Annotated in this window: 14 protein-coding genes; 10 read left to right on the top strand and 4 right to left on the bottom strand. The window is 44.4% G+C overall.

What is annotated here, in order from left to right; genetic code table 11:
* The first annotated feature begins 63 nt into the window (after positions 1 to 63).
* The 3 genes from QUB06_RS06455 to QUB06_RS06445 all read left to right on the top strand — a co-directional run bounded on the left by QUB06_RS06455 (position 64) and on the right by QUB06_RS06445 (position 2,766).
* Positions 64 to 1,515: an SUMF1/EgtB/PvdO family nonheme iron enzyme gene (locus QUB06_RS06455; RefSeq protein WP_333434588.1), complete on the top strand. Its 1,452-nt coding sequence runs from the start codon at positions 64 to 66 to the stop codon at positions 1,513 to 1,515.
* A gap of 419 nt (positions 1,516 to 1,934) precedes the next feature.
* A complete protein-coding gene (locus tag QUB06_RS06450) occupies positions 1,935 to 2,399 on the top strand; it encodes a hypothetical protein (protein ID WP_333434587.1) in 465 nt (154 codons plus the stop codon).
* On the top strand, positions 2,389 to 2,766 hold the full coding sequence (locus QUB06_RS06445; protein WP_333434586.1) for a HEPN domain-containing protein: 378 nt from the start codon (positions 2,389 to 2,391) through the stop codon (positions 2,764 to 2,766). Before QUB06_RS06450 ends, QUB06_RS06445 begins: the two co-directional genes overlap by 11 nt.
* A 118-nt stretch (positions 2,767 to 2,884) precedes the next feature.
* On the opposite strand, the gene QUB06_RS06440 is transcribed toward QUB06_RS06445, so the two are convergent.
* Entirely contained in the window at positions 2,885 to 3,712 is an 828-nt protein-coding gene (locus tag QUB06_RS06440) for a type II CAAX endopeptidase family protein (protein ID WP_333434585.1), read from the bottom strand.
* A gap of 166 nt (positions 3,713 to 3,878) precedes the next feature.
* Between QUB06_RS06440 and QUB06_RS06435 the strand changes: the two genes are divergently transcribed.
* Entirely contained in the window at positions 3,879 to 5,384 is a 1,506-nt protein-coding gene (locus QUB06_RS06435) for a GTP-binding protein (protein WP_333434584.1), read from the top strand.
* A 79-nt stretch (positions 5,385 to 5,463) separates the two neighbouring features.
* Here QUB06_RS06435 and QUB06_RS06430 read toward each other — a convergent pair whose 3' ends face one another.
* Positions 5,464 to 6,489 (bottom strand): IS701 family transposase, encoded by a 1,026-nt coding sequence (locus QUB06_RS06430; protein ID WP_333434591.1) that lies wholly within the window; start codon positions 6,487 to 6,489, stop codon positions 5,464 to 5,466.
* A 61-nt stretch (positions 6,490 to 6,550) separates the two neighbouring features.
* Here QUB06_RS06430 and QUB06_RS06425 point away from each other — a divergent pair, with 61 nt between their 5' ends.
* Complete coding sequence (locus tag QUB06_RS06425) at positions 6,551 to 6,706, top strand: hypothetical protein (RefSeq protein WP_333434583.1); 156 nt, start codon at positions 6,551 to 6,553, stop codon at positions 6,704 to 6,706.
* 170 nt (positions 6,707 to 6,876) lie between these two features.
* On the opposite strand, the gene QUB06_RS06420 is transcribed toward QUB06_RS06425, so the two are convergent.
* Complete coding sequence (locus tag QUB06_RS06420) at positions 6,877 to 7,083, bottom strand: hypothetical protein (RefSeq protein ID WP_333434582.1); 207 nt, start codon at positions 7,081 to 7,083, stop codon at positions 6,877 to 6,879.
* Here QUB06_RS06420 and QUB06_RS06415 point away from each other — a divergent pair.
* From QUB06_RS06415 to QUB06_RS06405, 3 genes are all read left to right on the top strand, one after another.
* Positions 7,070 to 8,464, top strand: coding sequence for a 3' terminal RNA ribose 2'-O-methyltransferase Hen1 (locus QUB06_RS06415; protein ID WP_333434581.1), 1,395 nt, complete (start codon positions 7,070 to 7,072; stop codon positions 8,462 to 8,464). The genes QUB06_RS06420 and QUB06_RS06415 overlap by 14 nt on opposite strands.
* A 66-nt stretch (positions 8,465 to 8,530) precedes the next feature.
* Positions 8,531 to 8,788 (top strand): AbrB/MazE/SpoVT family DNA-binding domain-containing protein, encoded by a 258-nt coding sequence (locus QUB06_RS06410; RefSeq protein ID WP_333434580.1) that lies wholly within the window; start codon positions 8,531 to 8,533, stop codon positions 8,786 to 8,788.
* A 70-nt stretch (positions 8,789 to 8,858) separates the two neighbouring features.
* Positions 8,859 to 11,501, top strand: coding sequence for a polynucleotide kinase-phosphatase (locus QUB06_RS06405; RefSeq protein WP_333434579.1), 2,643 nt, complete (start codon positions 8,859 to 8,861; stop codon positions 11,499 to 11,501).
* 276 nt (positions 11,502 to 11,777) lie between these two features.
* Here the strand turns inward: QUB06_RS06405 and QUB06_RS06400 are convergent, their stop codons facing one another.
* On the bottom strand, positions 11,778 to 12,986 hold the full coding sequence (locus tag QUB06_RS06400; protein WP_333434578.1) for an argininosuccinate synthase: 1,209 nt from the start codon (positions 12,984 to 12,986) through the stop codon (positions 11,778 to 11,780).
* A gap of 387 nt (positions 12,987 to 13,373) precedes the next feature.
* Between QUB06_RS06400 and QUB06_RS06395 the strand changes: the two genes are divergently transcribed.
* Positions 13,374 to 14,312, top strand: a complete 939-nt coding sequence (locus QUB06_RS06395; RefSeq protein WP_333434577.1) for a glycosyltransferase family A protein — start codon at positions 13,374 to 13,376, stop codon at positions 14,310 to 14,312.
* 575 nt (positions 14,313 to 14,887) lie between these two features.
* On the top strand, positions 14,888 to 18,040 hold the full coding sequence (locus QUB06_RS06390; protein ID WP_333434575.1) for a PAS domain-containing protein: 3,153 nt from the start codon (positions 14,888 to 14,890) through the stop codon (positions 18,038 to 18,040).
* The last annotated feature ends 7 nt before the right edge of the window (positions 18,041 to 18,047 follow it).

Genomic DNA, 18,047 nt, shown 5'->3' with positions numbered 1-18,047 from the left:
ATTGTCTGATACCCGTTAGTAGACGTTCCCTCTTTATCAATGCACTATTTGGTTATTTTGTCAATGCGTAAGTCCTATATAGGTAAAAAATCAAGTGAATCCCATACTATTAAATTATTGCACGATATCTTAGAAGTTTTAGCCATTGTTCATCAGCAAAATGTGATTCATCGCGACTTGAAACCTGCTAATTTAATGCGCCGCCAAGATGGTAAAATTATCTTAATTGATTTCGGGGCGGTCAAGGAAATTAGCACAATGGTTGTTAATGCTCAAGGACAAAGTAGCTTCACCGTTGGCATTGGTACTTCGGGTTATATGCCCAGCGAACAAGCGAAGGGCAAACCTAAACTGTGTAGCGATATTTATGCAGTGGGGATGATTGGGATTCAAGCATTGACTGGTCAACCTCCTCATACCTTACCAGAAGATCCGCAGACGGGAGAAATTATTTGGCGAAATCAAGCGCAAGTTAGTAATAATTTAGCAAATGTGTTAGATAAAATGGTGCGCGACCACTTCAGTCAGCGTTATCAAAATGCAGAGCAAGCATTGCAAGCAATTTTATCTTTGTCGCCGCCTCCAACACCACCGCCACCAACACCAACTGTGTATCAAAGTTTGGGGAACAAATCGCCTCAACCTGTAAAAGTATTGTCCAATCCCCTAAAAACAGTTCACTTTGAAACGGTGACAGTGAATTCAAAGGGGCAAATCATCAAGCGCAGCCAAAGTCAAGCACAGGTTTTTACAGAAACTATCGCCAATGGCGTTACTTTAGAAATGGTTTCTATCCCCAAAGGCAACTTCAAAATGGGTGCACCTGCAAGTGAAGCAGAAAGCGATGACAATGAAAGACCTCAACATCAGGTGACAATCAAACCGTTTCTGATGGGGAAATACCCGATTACTCAAGCACAGTGGGCAGCAGTAGCTAATCTGCCCAAAATTCAGTATGACCTTAATCCTGACCCTTCTCGCTTCAAGGGTAAAAACCTGCCTGTAGAAAAGGTTTCTTGGAATGATGCTGTTGAATTTTGTGCCAGATTATCTCAGAAGACGGGTAGAAGCTATCGCCTTCCTAGTGAGGCGGAGTGGGAATATGCTTGTCGGGCTGGGACAACTACTCCATTTCATTTTGGGGACACAGTTACCCCGGATTTAGTTAATTATGACGGGAATTCTTCCTACGGTTCTGCACCGAAGGGAATCTATCGTGAAAAAACAACTGTTGTGGGTAGTTTTCCGCCTAATAGCTTTGGACTTTACGATATGCACGGGAATGTCTGGGAATGGTGTCAAGATATTTCGCACTTTTATTATCAAGGTGCGCCGACTGATGGAAGTGCCTGGGAAAGTGGTGGAGATAGTAATTACCCGGTGCTGCGTGGTGGTTCCTGGTACGAATCTGCGGTCTATTGCCGTAGTGCCTATCGTAACTTCAACTCGCCGGACGGCAAGTGGAGGCGCAGGGGTTTTCGCGTAGCGGTTGCTTCGGTTTCTTCGTCGTCCTAGTTTTTTCCGCGAGGACTCTTCTTTGCTATTTTGCCCTTTTGCTCTTTACTCTTTTTTCTTTTTCACTTTTTTGGTCGCCTCTGGTGACTCGATTTTTTTTTGCACTCGTGGATGCACTCCCGACAAAGAAACCGGGTTTTTTACTCTTTCTGTGGAGTACAGCGAAGGATATCCTCAAAAAACCCGGTTTCTGGCCACCTGTGCGTAAGTTCTGTTTGGGAAAATCACTGTCATTGTGTCAATGCTTTCTGTATAGACAAGTCGGCTGAAATAGTCTGGTTTATTTACGGAGGAGTTGGTGCTGATTTAGGATGGGTTCCAGCGTAGTAAACTATTTTTTTTGTCAGATTCACCGCCGAACAGATTATAATTAGAAATATTGATTTTTCTCACGAATAGTCGCATAGGAGATTTACAAAATGAATAACCTATTAGCAGAAACTTTTGCCACCGTCTCTCAACTACCCGAAGCAGAACAAAATGCCATAGCATCCTTAATTTTAGACAAGATATCAGCACCAAGAGTCGGGCCTTTCCTCATTTCCCAATCAGACATCGAAACCCTAGAAAAATCATACATTTTCCGAGACAAAACAGAAGTTATTGAATTTATTAACCAATATCCGTTTTTACTTCCCGTTTTGCTAGAAGCACCCGTTCAGATTAGCAATTATTTTCCCGAACAAAAACTATTACTTCAAGTCATCAATGACCCCGAAATTCCTAACTATGTTCATCTGGTTCTCTCAATCATCTTGACAGACCTCGATCCCGATGAAGCAATGGATAGAGAAGATGAATTGCGTAAAAATTGGTCTAGGGGATTATCCCATGAAATTCGGGAGCATTTTTATACAATTTTGGAATATACTGATGAGTTTTGATTGGTCGCAATACCTAAATTTAGCAAAAGAACTTGCTGGTCAAGCAACTATTCCTGCTGAACAGGATGCGCGATTGAGGGATGCTATCAGTCGTTCCTATTATGCTGCTTTTATCTTAGCGCGGAACTATTTGCGAGATAAACAAGGTCATTCCCTGTCAAAAACAAGCGATATTCACCGCTATGTTTGGCAAGAATTTGATATTAATCCTGACTCAAGATATCAATTAATCGCCGATAATTTAGCAGTGCTTCGCCGATATCGAAATCAAGCAGACTATGACGATAATTTTCCCTTATTATCTGCGATTGCTACTATTGCGATCAAGCGTTCTCAAGAAATAATTTCTAACCTAAATAATCTCTAAATATCAATTTAATCTGATAAGGCCTTTGCTAAAACAGCAGTAGTTGTAGGGTGTGTCGCCTGCGATAAATTCCTAACTAAATACCAACAATCTCATAGCGACGCACCTGATGGATATATTACAAACCTTTGGACTGTTGGGACATTTTTCGCATTCCCACAGCCAATACGCTCAAAAACAACAGCCCGATCGCCCCAGCTAGCGGATTGCCGTTAACTCCTGTCACCCACTCGGGAACAGATGCCGAATATCGCACTAACTGCCCGATGTTAATAATGTAATATCCCCAGACTAAACCTGCATGAAGCCCGATCGACAAACCGAGGCGATTTTGGCGCGATCTTTTTCCCCAAACCAGAATCAAACCCAGCAACAACAACCCCGGAAACTGCGGCCAACTCCGCAGCATGGCGGCGACAGGTTTGATAAAATGAGATAGGGCAAACACCAGGCTATTCGCCCACAGAGATATTCTATAATTGTAATCCCGCTGCAACTCGTCCAGCAACCAACCACGGAATACCAACTCCTCCGCAAAACCGACTCCAAGGGCGCTTAACAGCCCTTCTGCGATGATTCTAGGCAAATTATCAGAATTTTGCCACGCGACTAAGCCGAACAGCCCTTGCACCGCAAATAAGCTGAAAGTGAGCACAAGCCCGATCGCCAATCCGATTAAAAGCTCAAGACCGTTTTTTCGCGTATTGATTAAACCGTAACTTTTGAGTAATTGGGTTTGTCCGTAAACCTGTTTTCCCCAGATCCGCACCAAAAAGAGAAACTCTGTAAACAACAGCGCCATAGTGAGAATAGTTGCAAGGTTGCTATCTTTAACTAACAAGTAAATTGGTGCTGCTAGGGGCAACCAGATTGATAATAAAGCTAACAGGAAAATTGGGATTCGGAAAAAAAATGGATAACTGGCTATTTTGATTAATTTAGTCATCGATCCTTAAAAAAAAATAAGATTGGTTCGGAATTCTTTAACCACAGAGTACACAGAGTTCACAGAGAGAGATTTGAGATATCTGTACAAAGCAGACAGAGAAAGCTAGAATAGCATTGTATTGGCTGAAACTTTAAACAAAACAGAACTATAAAATAAGGGAACAATGACTGAAGCCTCGGATTTTTCAAATGTCGATCGCGAATTAGATGACACAATTTTAAGCTTCGCAGACATTCAGGCAGAACTCAACCTGCGCCACGCTAAAGATGCTCTGCGAGATATAGTAGAAAATCTCGACTTGACAGTTCAAGAGCGAACTGGACTGGAACCGGAAATTGGCGGGTTGGAGAAAATGCTCGACAAGCTAGAGCGCGCTTGCGTGCAAATAGCTGTGTTTGGGATGGTGGGAAGGGGAAAATCTTCGGTTTTGAACGCGCTGCTAGGTCAAAATGTGTTTGAAACTGGCCCGACTCACGGGGTGACTCGCACGACGACTATCGGGCAGTGGGATGTCGGAGAGGGAATTGATGAGAATTTGCCCGATAGCTTACGCCCCGCTACGCTACGACTTTCGCCAGTTATTTACCGTTTGTCGCAAGTAGAATTAATCGATACTCCGGGAATAGATGAAGTAGACGGCGAAACTCGCGAAATGTTGGCGCGTCGCGTTGCTCAACAAGCTGATTTGATTTTGTTTGTAGTTGCTGGCGACATTACGAAGGTGGAATACGCAGCACTTTCGCAGTTGCGGGAAGCCGGGAAACCGATGTTATTAGTGTTTAATAAAATTGACCAGTATCCTGATGCAGACAGGCTGGCAATTTATCATAAAATTCGAGACGATCGCGTGAGAGAATTGTTGTCTCCCGATGAAATTGTGATGGCGGCGGCTTCGCCTTTGACGGCGAGGGCGGTGCGCCGTCCCGACGGAAGTATGGGCGTGCAAATGACTCGCAGTTTGCCACAAGTGCAAGATTTAAAATTAAAGATTTTGGAGATTTTAGACCGGGAAGGCAAATCTTTGGTCGCGCTGAATACGATGCTCTGTGCGGGGGATATTAACGAGCAGTTGGTGCAGCGAAAAATGGAGATTCGAGATGACGCGGCTAATCGAATTATCTGGAACGGGGTAATGACTAAAGCTGTGGCGATCGCACTTAATCCAATTACTGTAGTTGATATTCTTAGCGGTGCGGTAATTGATGTGGTAATGATATTAACTTTATCTAAAGTTTACGGCATTGCGATGACGGAAGCGGGCGCGGTGGAATTGCTGCAAAAGATTGCGATTAGTATGGGGGGAATTACTGCAGGTGAATTGTTGGCTAATTTTGGTTTGAGTTCTGTGAAAGGATTGCTGGGTTTGGCGACGCCAGCGACGGGGGGTTTGGCTTTAGCGCCTTATTTGTCTGTGGCGGTGACGCAAGCTGCGATCGCGGGGGTTTCTTCCTACGGAATCGGTCAAGTTACTAAGGCTTATTTGGCTAATGGTGCTTCTTGGGGAGATGATGGGCCAAAGGCTGTTGTGAGCAAGATTTTGTCTTCTTTGGATGAGGAGTCTATTTTAAATCGGATTAAGGAGGAGTTGCGGGCTAAGTTGGATTTGAGAGACGAAGGAAGAAGGAAGAAGGAAGAAGGAAGAAGGAAGGAAGAAGGAAGAAGTAGGTAGGGTTCGTGACCTCAACCCAACCTACATTTTTCTATTTTAATAGGACTTACGCATTGACAAAAAACATTGTCTATGTATTCTAGACTATAACATCATTGCTAAGGTTCGCCAAAATATGGTCACGGACAACTAAAGTGAATAGATTCCTTTGGACTTCATACCAACTGCTAATTATCTTTTGAGAGCGCATCAACTCCAATTTAATAAATGCGTGAAGTGAGCAAAATATGTGAGTCTTGATCGCCTGAGTATCTCTGACCATGAACCGACAAATTCCACAGACTTGTTTTATAGCTCTATGAAAGGTTTCAATGCCCCAATGAAGATCGTGAATTGTGATAAATTCACTTCGGGTTGTCTCTTTGACCTTTTCTGGCCCTGGCAGATATAAAATATAATGTCTAGAGTCTTCTTTTTTAAAGTCTTTCCTAAACAATTTTATAAACCCAAATTCTTTCAGATGAGTCACTAATCCTTCATCGGCAATCTCTAAAGTCCTTACCGGGCAATACTTTTGCGGCTCCTTTGAGACAATCCTGTTTTTTTCAATTCCGAATAGAAAACCCAGTTCCTGGTTTCTTAGAAATTTTAAGTTTTCTACTCCTGAATACCAACTATCTCCGGTCACTATTCTTGGCTTGACTCCCCAGCTTATTATTTCGCTTACCATCTCTCTAAAATAATCGTTTTTTGTTTTCCCCTCCTTTTTGTCATAGATTCTATAATTGATTGGCACTGAATTCCCATTAATATCGCTGTAATATAGAGTGATTAAATTTAAGCCAATAATTGTTTTATGGGCTTTTCCTGACCAAAAATAACTAATTAACTCGGCATTTTTGGGGTCGCTATAAATCTTTTCTATAACTGTATCGTCTACACTTAGTATTCCTCCTACCAAGTTAATAATTTTCTCGATTATCTTGAATAAATCTTTCGGTTCATATCGCTCTCTCAATAAAAAGCGATTGACGCTATCATGGGAAACGTCTCCTAATATCTCTGCTAACCTATTGCACCCCCCAAACTTTGGCTCTGAGAGTAAAAATAAGGTGTAAAGGTCTAGATTGCATTGCGCTGTCGAGGTTTTAGTTATTTTTCTGATTGTCCGATACCCGTTCGTAGACGTTACCTCTTTATCAATGCACTATTTGGTTATTTTGTCAATGCGTAAGTCCTATTTAAATCGGATTAAGGAAGAGTTGCGGGCTAAGTTGGATTTGAGAGAAGAAGGAAGAAGGAAGAAGGAAGAAGGAAGAAGGAAGAAGGAAGAAGGAAGAAGGGTTCGTGACCTCAACCCAACCTACATTTTTCTATTTTAAATCGGATTAAGGAAGAGTTGGGGGCTAAGTTGGATTTGGGAAGTGTGGAAAAACAGAAATTTCAGTGAGAGGCAGCAAAAAAAAAGAAGGCACGACACTGATTTTGACACGGATACACGGATTAATTATCGACAGTGAGTAGTTATTTGTTATTTGTTATTTGTGAGGAACTACCAATAACCAATGCCCGATGCCCGATGTCCAATGCCCAATGCCCGATGCCCGATGCCCGATGCCCGATGCCCGATTCCCAATGCCCAATGCCCGATGCCCAATGCCCAATGCCCAATGCCCAATGCCCGATGCCCAATGCCCGATTCCCGATGCCCAATGCCCGATTCCCGATGCCCAATTCCTAATATTATGTTATTAACCATTTCTACAACTCGCGCTCCTGCTACAGATTTAGGTTATTTGCTGCACAAACATCCCGATCGCCATCAATGTTTTCCGATGACTTTCGGGCAAGCCAGCGTGTTTTATCCAGAGGCAAATGCAGAAAGGTGCACGGCGGCTTTACTCTTAGATGTCGATCCGGTTGGTTTGGTGCGGGGCAAGTCGAAATCGGGCGATCGCCCCCTCGAACAATACGTGAACGATCGCCCCTACGTTGCCTCATCTTTTCTGTCTGTCGCCCTCGCCAAAGTCTTTAGTACAGCTCTATCCGGTCGCTGCAAAGACCGCCCAGAACTCGCAGAAACCCCCCTTCCTTTGACAGTTAATCTGTCGGTTTTGCCCTGTCGCGGTGGCGAGAAGTTCCTGCGACAAATGTTTGAGCCGCTGGGCTATCAAGTCGCAGCAAAACCCCTGATTCTTGACGAGCAATTTCCCGAGTGGGGCGCGAGTCCTTACTTTTCTGTGGAACTGCAAAATACAGTTCGTTTGGCGGATTTGTTAAGCCATCTTTACGTGCTAATTCCCGTGTTGGATGACGACAAACATTATTGGGTAGGCGATGATGAAATCGAGAAATTATTGCATCACGGCGAAGGTTGGTTGAACGCGCATCCCGCCCGCGAACAAATTGCCAACCGCTATCTGAAACGCCAGCGCCGTCTGACGCGAATTGCTGTGGCACAGTTAGCAGAAGCAGATAATATCGACCCTGAGGATCTCGAAGTTTCTTATCAGCAAGAAGAGGAAGTTTTAGAACAGCGAATTAGCTTGAATCAAGAGCGTTTGGAAGCTGTGACGGAGGTTTTAAAGCAAAGTGGTGCTAAGCGAGTGGTAGATTTGGGCTGCGGTGAGGGAAAACTGCTGAAACTGCTTTTGAAAGAAAGCTCGATCGAACAAATTACAGGCGTGGATGTGTCCTTTCGGGCATTGGAAATTGCCAGGGAACGTTTGCAAATCGATCGATTGTCTCCCGCACAGCAATCTCGGATTCAACTAATTCAAAGTTCGCTGATTTATCGGGACAGCCGCTTGACTGGTTTTGATGCGGCTGCGGTAATTGAAGTGATCGAACATCTGGATTTAGAAAGGTTAGCTGCTTTTGAGCGGGTTTTGTTTGAATTTATCCGACCCAAAAGTGCGATCGTCACAACTCCAAATATTGAATATAATGTTCGGTTTCAAAACTTGCCTGCAGGCAAATTTCGCCACCGGGATCACCGCTTTGAGTGGACAAGGGCCGAATTTCAAACTTGGGCGAAAGGGGTTGCCGAACGGTTTGGCTGTGGGGTAGAGTTTCGTTGTGTGGGAACTGAAGATTTAGAAGTAGGTTCGCCTACGCAAATGGCAATATTCGCCCAGTGAAAATAATACTGACAGTCTGTTTGTGCTTACAATATAGTTAAACTTGGAAAAAAGCAGGCTTCCGCTATGAGTAAATCTATTCAAACCCAGATCGTTGAAATTGACAATTCTCAGGGCATTCGCATTCCCAAATCTTTGTTAGAGCAAATTGGTATTAGCGAAGCAGTAGAAATCGAAGTTCACGGCGATCGGATCGTCATTCGTGCAGCCATAAAACCGCGTGCCGGCTGGGAGGAAGCGTTCGCAAAAATGGCAGAGCAACATGATGATGTCCTTCTTGATGATGTCACCACTACTGAGTGGGAGGAGGTTGAGTGGCAATAAAATCAGCGCTGACGAACAAAAAGCAGTTTTAGATACTTTGGTACAGATGTTTGCTGAATAATAATATTAAATGAAAATTACGCTTCCAGAACTATCCCTAGTCGTTCTCATTGGTGCATCCGGTTCCGGCAAATCCACCTTTGCGCGGCAGCATTTCCTACCTACAGAAATCATTTCCTCGGATTACTGCCGCGGCTTGGTTTCCGACGACGAAAACAATCAAGCGGCCACCGCTGATGCTTTTGAAGTATTGCATTTAATCGCTGCTAAACGTCTGGCTGCGGGTAAGCTAACTGTGATTGATGCCACAAACGTTCAGCCGGAAAGCCGCAAACCTTTGTTAGAATTAGCCCGAAAATACCATTGCTTTTTGGTTGCTATTGTGCTATATTTACCAGAAAAATTGTGTGCCGATCGCAATCAACAACGTGCAAACCGCAATTTTGGAAATCATGTAGTTCGGCGGCACGTTCAGAATTTAAAGCGATCGCTCAAATCTCTAGATAGGGAAGGATTTCGCTACGTTTACGTCCTTCGTTCCCCAGAGGAAATTGACGCGGTGGAAGTCGAGAGACAACCGCTGTGGAACAATCGCAAAGGCGACTGCGGCCCTTTTGACATCATCGGCGACGTTCACGGATGCTGCGACGAATTAGAGCAATTGCTGCAACAGTTGGGCTATCAAATTATCGAAAAATCCAGCGAATCCGATTTGGGGAATTTTCCCACCTACGCGCACCCGGAGGGCCGTAAAGCCGTGTTTTTGGGCGATTTGGTCGATCGGGGCCCGCGCATTCTCGACACCCTCAAACTCGTGCGAAACATGGTACTCGCAGAAACAGCTTTGTGCGTACCTGGAAATCACGACATCAAACTGCTGCGAAAACTCAACGGCAAAAATGTCAAAATCAACCACGGACTCGAACAAACATTAGCAGAAATTGACGCTTTACCGGATGAATCGCGCGAATCAGCAGTACGAGAAATCCGCCAGTTTCTAGATAGTTTGATCGGGCATTATGTCCTTGATGGCGGAAAATTAGTCGTCGCCCACGCCGGGATGAAAGCTGAATTTCAGGGACGCGCATCGCGCCGCATTCGAGATTTCGCCTTGTACGGAGAAACAACTGGCGAAATCGATGAATTCGGCTTGCCCGTCCGCTACAATTGGGCCGCCGAATATCGAGGTCAGGCAGCGGTTGTTTACGGACACACCCCCGTTCCCGAAACAGAATGGTTGAACAATACTGTTGATATTGACACCGGCTGCGTTTTCGGGGGCCAACTAACAGCTTTGCGGTATCCCGAAAGAGAATTTATCAGCGTTCCTGCTGCTAGAATTTACTGCGAACCTGCCAAACCGATCGCTTTTCAAGACAGCCCAACTTCACTTAACAATAGAGACATGAATTCACCCGCGATCGATAGCGGTTTGGCCGCAGTGAATCTCACCGCCCAACAGCAGTTTGATGACGTACTCGACATTAGCGACGTACTCGGAAAACGCATTATTTCAACTCGCCTGCAAAGTAACATTACGATTAAAGAAGAAAATGCGATCGCAGCCCTAGAAGTAATGAGTCGGTTTGCAGCCAATCCCAAATGGCTGATTTATTTGCCGCCCACAATGTCTCCCGCCGCTACCTCCAACGAACCAGGACTTTTAGAACATCCAGCCGAAGCATTTAGCTACTACCAACAGCAGGGCATATCGACAGTTGTGTGCGAAGAAAAGCACATGGGTTCCCGTGCAGTTGCGATTGTTTGCCGCGACGCACCGGCAGCTTTACGCCGCTTTGGCATTCTCAGCGAGAGTATCGGCATTTGCTACACCCGCACGGGACGGCATTTTTTTGATAATTCTACCTTAGAAAGAGAATTTTTAGCGCGGGTAAATGTCGCTCTCACGGCGAGCAATTTTTGGGATAATTTTCAAACCGATTGGGTGTGTTTGGACTGCGAATTAATGCCTTGGTCAGCCAAAGCTCAAGGTTTATTAAAAGAGCAATACGCCGCCGTGGGAACAGCATCTCGTCACGGGTTTGCGGAGGCGATTAAGAACTTAGAACAGGCAAACCAGCGGGGAGTTGAAATTAATTCTTTGCTGACTAGCTACCAAGAGCGAGCCGAACTAGCCGATCGCTATGTTAAGGCCTATCAGCGCTACTGCTGGCCAGTGAAATCGCTGTTGGACCTCAAATTAGCGCCTTTCCACATCTTGGCAACCGAGGGAACAGTTCACACTGACAAAAATCACTGTTGGCACATGGAACAGATTTCACAAATTTGTAAAGCTGACCCTGAATTTCTGTTAGCTACTGAATACAAAATAGTTGAAATTGCCGATTTTGACAGCAGATCCGCAGGGATTCAATGGTGGGAAAAACTGACGGCAGCGGGAGGCGAAGGAATGGTTGTTAAACCACTGGATTTTATTGTGAAAAATAGCAAAGGACTCGTACAGCCTGCAGTGAAATGTCGCGGTAAAGAGTATTTGCGAATTATTTACGGTCTGGAATATTCTTTGCCGGAACATTTAGAAAAGTTGCGATCGCGCGGACTTTCCGGCAAGCGTTCTTTAGCGTTGCGAGAGTTTGCTCTGGGTGTAGAAGCATTGGAGAGATTTGTTGCGGGTGCTCCACTGAGACGAGTTCACGAGTGCGTTTTCGGAGTTTTAGCGATGGAGAGCGAACCTGTCGATCCGAGGCTGTAATCGGAAGGTAGAAAGCAGGCGAAAATCTCGACTTGACAGTAATCTGGCAGGGGTTTAAACCCCTGCCTCAAAGCTAAATTTGTCTGAAGACAATTTAACAAATTATTAGGAAAACAACCAATTACCAATTACCAATTATTACTGTATCTTACTAACTCCTAACTTAGGTAATTGGCACAGGTTGGGCGACTGCGGCAAATAAGGTGCGCCATGTACACCCTACTTTAATTCCACTAATCGGCGGCTTAACATCAGGTTTTTAACCCTAATTCCATCCTATTTGTAACCTCTATTTTTCTCCGACCAAATGCGGGTTGGTAGTCCCCAAACATAGACAAATCCTTCGGCAGCTTTGTGATCGAATTCGTCCTCTGCGCCGTAGGTTGCTAAGTCGAAACTGTACAGAGAATTTTCAGATTTGCGGCCGACAATTGTCGCATTTCCTTTGAACAGTTTGAGGCGCACGGTTCCAGTTACTCGCTTTTGCGTGTCCTGAATAAATGCGTCTAAAGCTGTTTTCAAAGGATTGTACCAAAGACCGTTATAAATCATTTGGCTGTAGGTTTCTTCGATGCCTCGCTTGTATCGCGTCACATCTGCTGTCAGTGTCAAACTTTCTAAGTCTCGGTGCGCGTGCATCAAAACTAAAATCGCTGGTGTTTCGTAAATTTCCCGCGATTTAATCCCGACGAGGCGGTTTTCAATCATGTCAATCCGACCGACTCCGTGGTTTCCAACTATTTCGTTTAGTTGGGAAATTAAGGCGACTGGTGATAAATTTTTGCCGTTTAAAGTGACAGGATTTCCGCAATCGAAACCGATTTCTATGTATTCGGGTGTGTCGGGAGTTTGTTCGATCGCCTTTGTCATCAAATAAACTTCCTCTGGCGGTTCCGCCCAAGGATCTTCGAGGATTCCGGCTTCAATTGCCATTCCCAATAAGTTGCGATCGATACTGTAAGGCGAAGACTTTTTCACCGGCGACGGAATGCCGCATTTCTCGCCGTATGCGATCGTTTCCTCGCGGCTCATTTTCCACTCCCGCGCTGGTGCTAAGATTTTAATCTTGGGGTTGAGCGCGCCGATCGACACATCGAACCGCACCTGATCGTTTCCTTTACCTGTGCAACCGTGGGCGATCGCATCTGCACCGTATTTTTCCGCCGCTTCTACTAACAATTTAGCAATCAGCGGGCGAGCGAGGGCAGTCGAAAGGGGATAACGGTTTTCGTAAAGTGCGTTAGCTTGAATCGCTGGAAACGCATAGTCTTTGACAAATTCTTCGGTAGCATCAATAACTAAAGATTCCGAAGCACCGGATGCTAAAGCTTTTTTGCGGATCGGTTCTAATTCGTCTCCCTGTCCCAAATCCGCAGCCAGAGTAATTACTTCTTCAACACCCCACTCGTTTTTGAGGTAAGGAATGCAGACGGAGGTATCGACTCCGCCCGAATATGCTAGCACAACTTTTTTAGCGCGACTCATTGCTCTTTACATCCTGAATTTAACTGACATCTTGCACCACTGTCACTAAGCTTTTCAGGGCGGGCAAGATTCCCAACCCCTACTCCCCACAAAAAAATATCATTTTTGTGGAACAGGCATCTTGCCTGTTCGAGAGAATGGTGTAAGATGCCTGCCCCACAAGAAAATTAAATGTTTGTGGAACAGGCATCTTGCCTGTTCTGGAGAATGGTGCAAGATGTGATATTTAACCGACTTTTCATTATGCACCTAATTGAGATCGATTCTTGTCAGAAATAGTACAGATTTATATATTCTTTTTTTGCTAAACTTGGCTATTTACCGGGGGAGTTGCTGCGGAAAATCTGCTACCGTGGGATACGGTAACTGTGGCGATGGGGAAAAGCCGTGTTTTTTAGTGTTGTGATTCCGACGTATAATCGTAAACCGATTTTGGCAAAATGTCTACTGGCTTTGGAAAATCAGCAGTTCGGTGAGATTGTCAGAGAGTATGAAGTAATTGTCGTGGACGACGGATCGACGGACGGGACGCTGGAGTGGTTGGCCGCAAATGCTGACTTGTTGCCTCATGTGCGATCGATCTGTCAATCTCACCAAGGCCCCGCCGCTGCCCGGAATTTGGGCGTTGAAGATGCTAAGGGCGATACGATTATTTTTATTGACAGCGATTTGGTGGTAACAGAGCATTTTTTGCAAGCACACGCGGATGCTTTGCTACAGGGTTACAAAGATACTGATGCTGTTTTTACTTACGGCAGCGTGATTAATACTTGCAATTTCGAGAATCCTACTTCGGAACCTTACAAAATTACCGATTTTTCGGCGGCTTATTTTGCTACGGGAAATGTGGCGATCGCCCGCCGCTGGCTGCAGGCTGCTGGACTTTTTGACACTCGCTTTCAACTGTACGGATGGGAAGATTTAGAATTGGGTGTCAGGTTAAAAAAATTAGGTTTGAAACTCATTAAATGTCCGGCTGCTGTCGGCTATCACTGGCATCCACCTTTTAGTTTAGAGCAAATTCCGGGCATGATTGACCGAGAAATTCAGCGCGGTAGAATGGGAGTTTTGTTTTATCAAAAACACCCAAGTTGGGAAGTACGGATGATGATTCAAATGACTGTTTTGCACCAAATCCTGTGGGGAGTTTTATCATTAGGTGGGATGCTTAACGAGCGAACGATGACTCCTTTTTTGCAGTGGTTGATTGACCAAGGCAAGCCCCAGCTAGCTTTAGAAATTGCTCGGATTTTTCTGAATTGGTATAACGTGAAAGCCGTGTACGCCGCTTGCGGGGAATTGCAGACCGAGACAAAGATACCATAAATCAGCCCAACAGCGCAAATAAAGTATAAGATATTGTAGGAGTTTTTCAGGGCCCATTGGTGTCAACTTAAGCTCATAATTAGTAACGGTATACTGTTTGACAATTATGCCTACACTGCCCTAGCGCTGCTTAAGAAGGGATTTAGGGAATTCAAGACTTGGATACAAACCAGAAAAACACAGAATTTTAGTCTTAAGTTGACACCCATGTTCCGGCCTGTTTTAATTAACCTTTGGAGTGTGGATATCTACTGACAAAACACAATACACAGCCACCCGCTAAAGGGAGGCAAAACCGGGTTATAAAAATTGTAAAACTTTTAGTTTTACCTTTAATCAAAATTACTTGCTTAGCCTGTGATTTGAGGAATGTAGGCTGTTTTCTCACTCGGCTCCGATAATTTGAGCTACCAACATTTTATAACGAGCATTACTTTTGATATAATGACCAATAATTTAGGAGTGTGCTAGAGAACCAAGAGTTGTGCTGGTTTACCTGAGAGTGTTAGCTACAAGCGGTTAAGGACTTTAAAAATAGTCCCACATATACAACTTGAATAGTTTGAGGGTTTGCTGTGAATACAACTGACGATAAAAATCCAAGACTAGAAACAGTTAGACTTCAAAACACTGTCTTACAAGAAAATATTTTAATGGTGGACGACCATCCAGAAAGCTTGCGACTTTTATCCCGGATTTTGTCTAAGCGGGGATATAAAGTGCGACCGACACGAGATGGCAAATTGGCTCTTAACTTTGCTCTGTCGAGTCCACCAGATTTGATTTTGCTGGACATCATGATGCCCGGTATGGATGGCTATGAAGTCTGCGAACAGCTAAAAGCTTGTCCGCAAACCAAAGATATTCCTGTGATTTTTATTAGCTCTTTAAATGAAGTATTTGATAAAGTCAAAGCTTTTTCGGTGGGGGGGGTAGACTACATTAGTAAACCATTTCAAACAGAAGAAGTGGTGAGCCGTGTCGAAAATCAACTGCTTCTGAGCCGTCTTTATAAACAAATTTTAGCACAAAATGCGCGGCTGCAAGCAGAAATAGAAGAACGCAAGCGGATCGAAGCAGAACTCCGAGACAGCCAACGCTGGCTGTCGGCAGTAATTCAAACACATCCTAATCTTTTGTACGTTTCCGATTTGATAGAACAGCGAACTCTGTATATCAACCGCGAAATTTATAGTGATATTGGCTACACCCTTGATGAAATCCAGCAAATGGCAGGAGGATTTCTTCCTAACTTAATACACCCTGACGATTTGCCAGGATTCTCAGAACACCTGAGCAGGATTGACGCAGCAAAAGACGGTGAAAGCTTTGAGTTTGAGTACCGAATTCAACACAAAAATGGTGAATATCGCTGGTTTGTTAGCGTGGATACAGTGTTTGCCAGAACAGCCGACGACAAACCGTGGAAAATTTTGGGAACGGCTACTGAAATTAGCGATCGCAAACAAGCAGAACTCGAACTTAAAACAGCTATAGCTGCTTTGGAACGGCAAATCAAACAAAGATTTCTGCTAGAAACAATTACTCTCGAAATTCGATACAGCTTAAATCCAGCTCAAGTTTTTCAAACAGCGAGTGCCCAAATAGGTCGAATTTTTAATGCCGATTGCTGCTTAATTCACACCTACACAGAACAGCCAAGTCCCAGAATTGTTAATGTCGCTGAGTACAGCAAAACCGCATCCAAATCGCTTTTAGATTTAGCAAGTCCCATACAGGGCAATCCTCACGTTCAGTTTTTATTGTCCCAAGATCAAGCTGTAGTTTCTGACGATGTTTTTTCCGAACCGCTGCTAGAAAACGTCCGAGATTTGTGCTGTCAAATAGGTCTGAAATCGATGATATCCATCCGCACTTCCTACCAGGGAAAAGCCAACGGAATGATATGCTTGCATCAGTACGATCGCCCCCGCAACTGGGCGCAGGATGAGATCAGATTATTGAGCGCTGTGGCGGCACAGATGGGAATTGCGATCGCTCAAGCAAATCTTCTGGAGCAAGATAAACAACAGCGACTTAAACTTCAGCAGAGCGAAGCTAGTCTAGCAGCAGCCCAGAAAATTGCCCATATCGGCAGTTGGGAATTTGATTTAGTCACAAATAAAATTACTTGGTCAGAAGAAGTATTCCGCATTTTTGGTCTTGACTCAAGTGCAACGGAACCGACATCAGCCCAACTTTTAAAGATGTGTCATCCCGACGACAGAGAAGTATTTCAACAAACAGTCAGCCTGACTATCTCACAAGGAATTTCCTACAAAAGAGAGTTCCGATTTTTGCATCCTAGCGGTCAAATTATATACCTCGAAGGAAGGGGAGAAGCTGTTTTTAGTGAAACAGGGGAAGTAATCAAACTGTTGGGAACAGTGATGGATATTAGCGATCGCAAACAAGCCGAAGCAGCTTTGCAAATTAGCGAAGAACGTTTTTATCTGGCCTTTGAAGGCAGTGCGATGGGATTGTGGGATTGGAATCTTGCCACGGGAGAAGTCTATTTTAATCCACGGTGGAAAATGATGCTGGGATATGAAGTAGAGGAGGTAGAAAATAGTTTTGCATCCTGGGAGCAACTGGTACATCCAGAGGATTTGTCTCCGGCTAAAGGAGCGCTAAATGCTCACCTAGAAGGCAAAAATCCTACTTACGAAGTGGAATTTAGGATGCTGACAAAATCCGGCGAGTGGAAGTGGATTTTAGCTCAAGCGAAGGTGATGGAACACGACGCTTCGGGAAATCCTTTGCGGATGACGGGCACACATATTGATATTAGCGATCGCAAACAAGCAGAAGTAGAGTTGCAATTTAGCGAACAGCGAGAACGAGAAAAAGCGCAACAGTTAGAACAAACTCTGGCAGACTTGAAAAAGGCTCAATCTCAGCTTATTCAAGCCGAAAAAATGTCAAGTATCGGGCAAATGGTAGCGGGAGTAGCCCATGAAATTAATAACCCCATCAGCTTCATCTACGGCAATATTATTCCCGCCGCACAGTACGCTCGCGATTTGGTAAAATTGATCGATCTCTACCAGCAATACTATCCCCAACCAGTTCCCGAAATAGCCCAAGAATTGGCAGAAGTCGAGGTGGATTTTATTGCGGGCGATTTCCCGAAAATCATGGCTTCAATGCAAGAAGGTGCTAACCGAATTAAGCAGATAGTGCTGTCTTTGAGAAACTTTTCGAGACTCGACGAAACAGATCGCAAAGTAATAGACATTCATGAAGGGATAGAGAGCACTTTGGTGATTTTGCAGCACCGATTCCAGTCACAGCAAAAACGTCGGGAGATTCAAGTTATTAAAAATTACGGGAATCTGCCCAAAGTCGAGTGTTATCCGGCTCAATTAAACCAGGTATTTATGAATTTGCTGGTGAATGCGATCGACGCTGTGGAAGAGTCATCAGCAAACTGTACTTGCAAAGTTAACCAGATTCGCATTGTTACTGAAGTCAGCAGCGAAAATCAAGTGTGTGTGCGGATTTTTGACAGCGGGCCCGGTATCCCTCCCGAAGTTCAGTCAAGGATGTTTGACCCGTTTTTTACTACCAAACCGATCGGCACCGGCACTGGTTTGGGGTTGTCGATTAGTTACCAAATTGTTAAAGACACCCACGGCGGTAAGTTGGAGTGTCATTCAGAAGTTGGCCGGGGAACAGAATTTGCGATCGAACTGCCGATTTCGCAAAATTTGAAAGTTAAAAGTTAAGATAAGC

It is taken from the genome of Microcoleus sp. D2_18a_D3 (assembly GCF_036702455.1).
Classification (GTDB): Bacteria; Cyanobacteriota; Cyanobacteriia; order Cyanobacteriales; family Microcoleaceae; genus Microcoleus.
The sequence above is the reverse complement of the archived record's forward strand: the minus strand, read 5'-3'. Positions and strand labels throughout refer to the sequence as shown.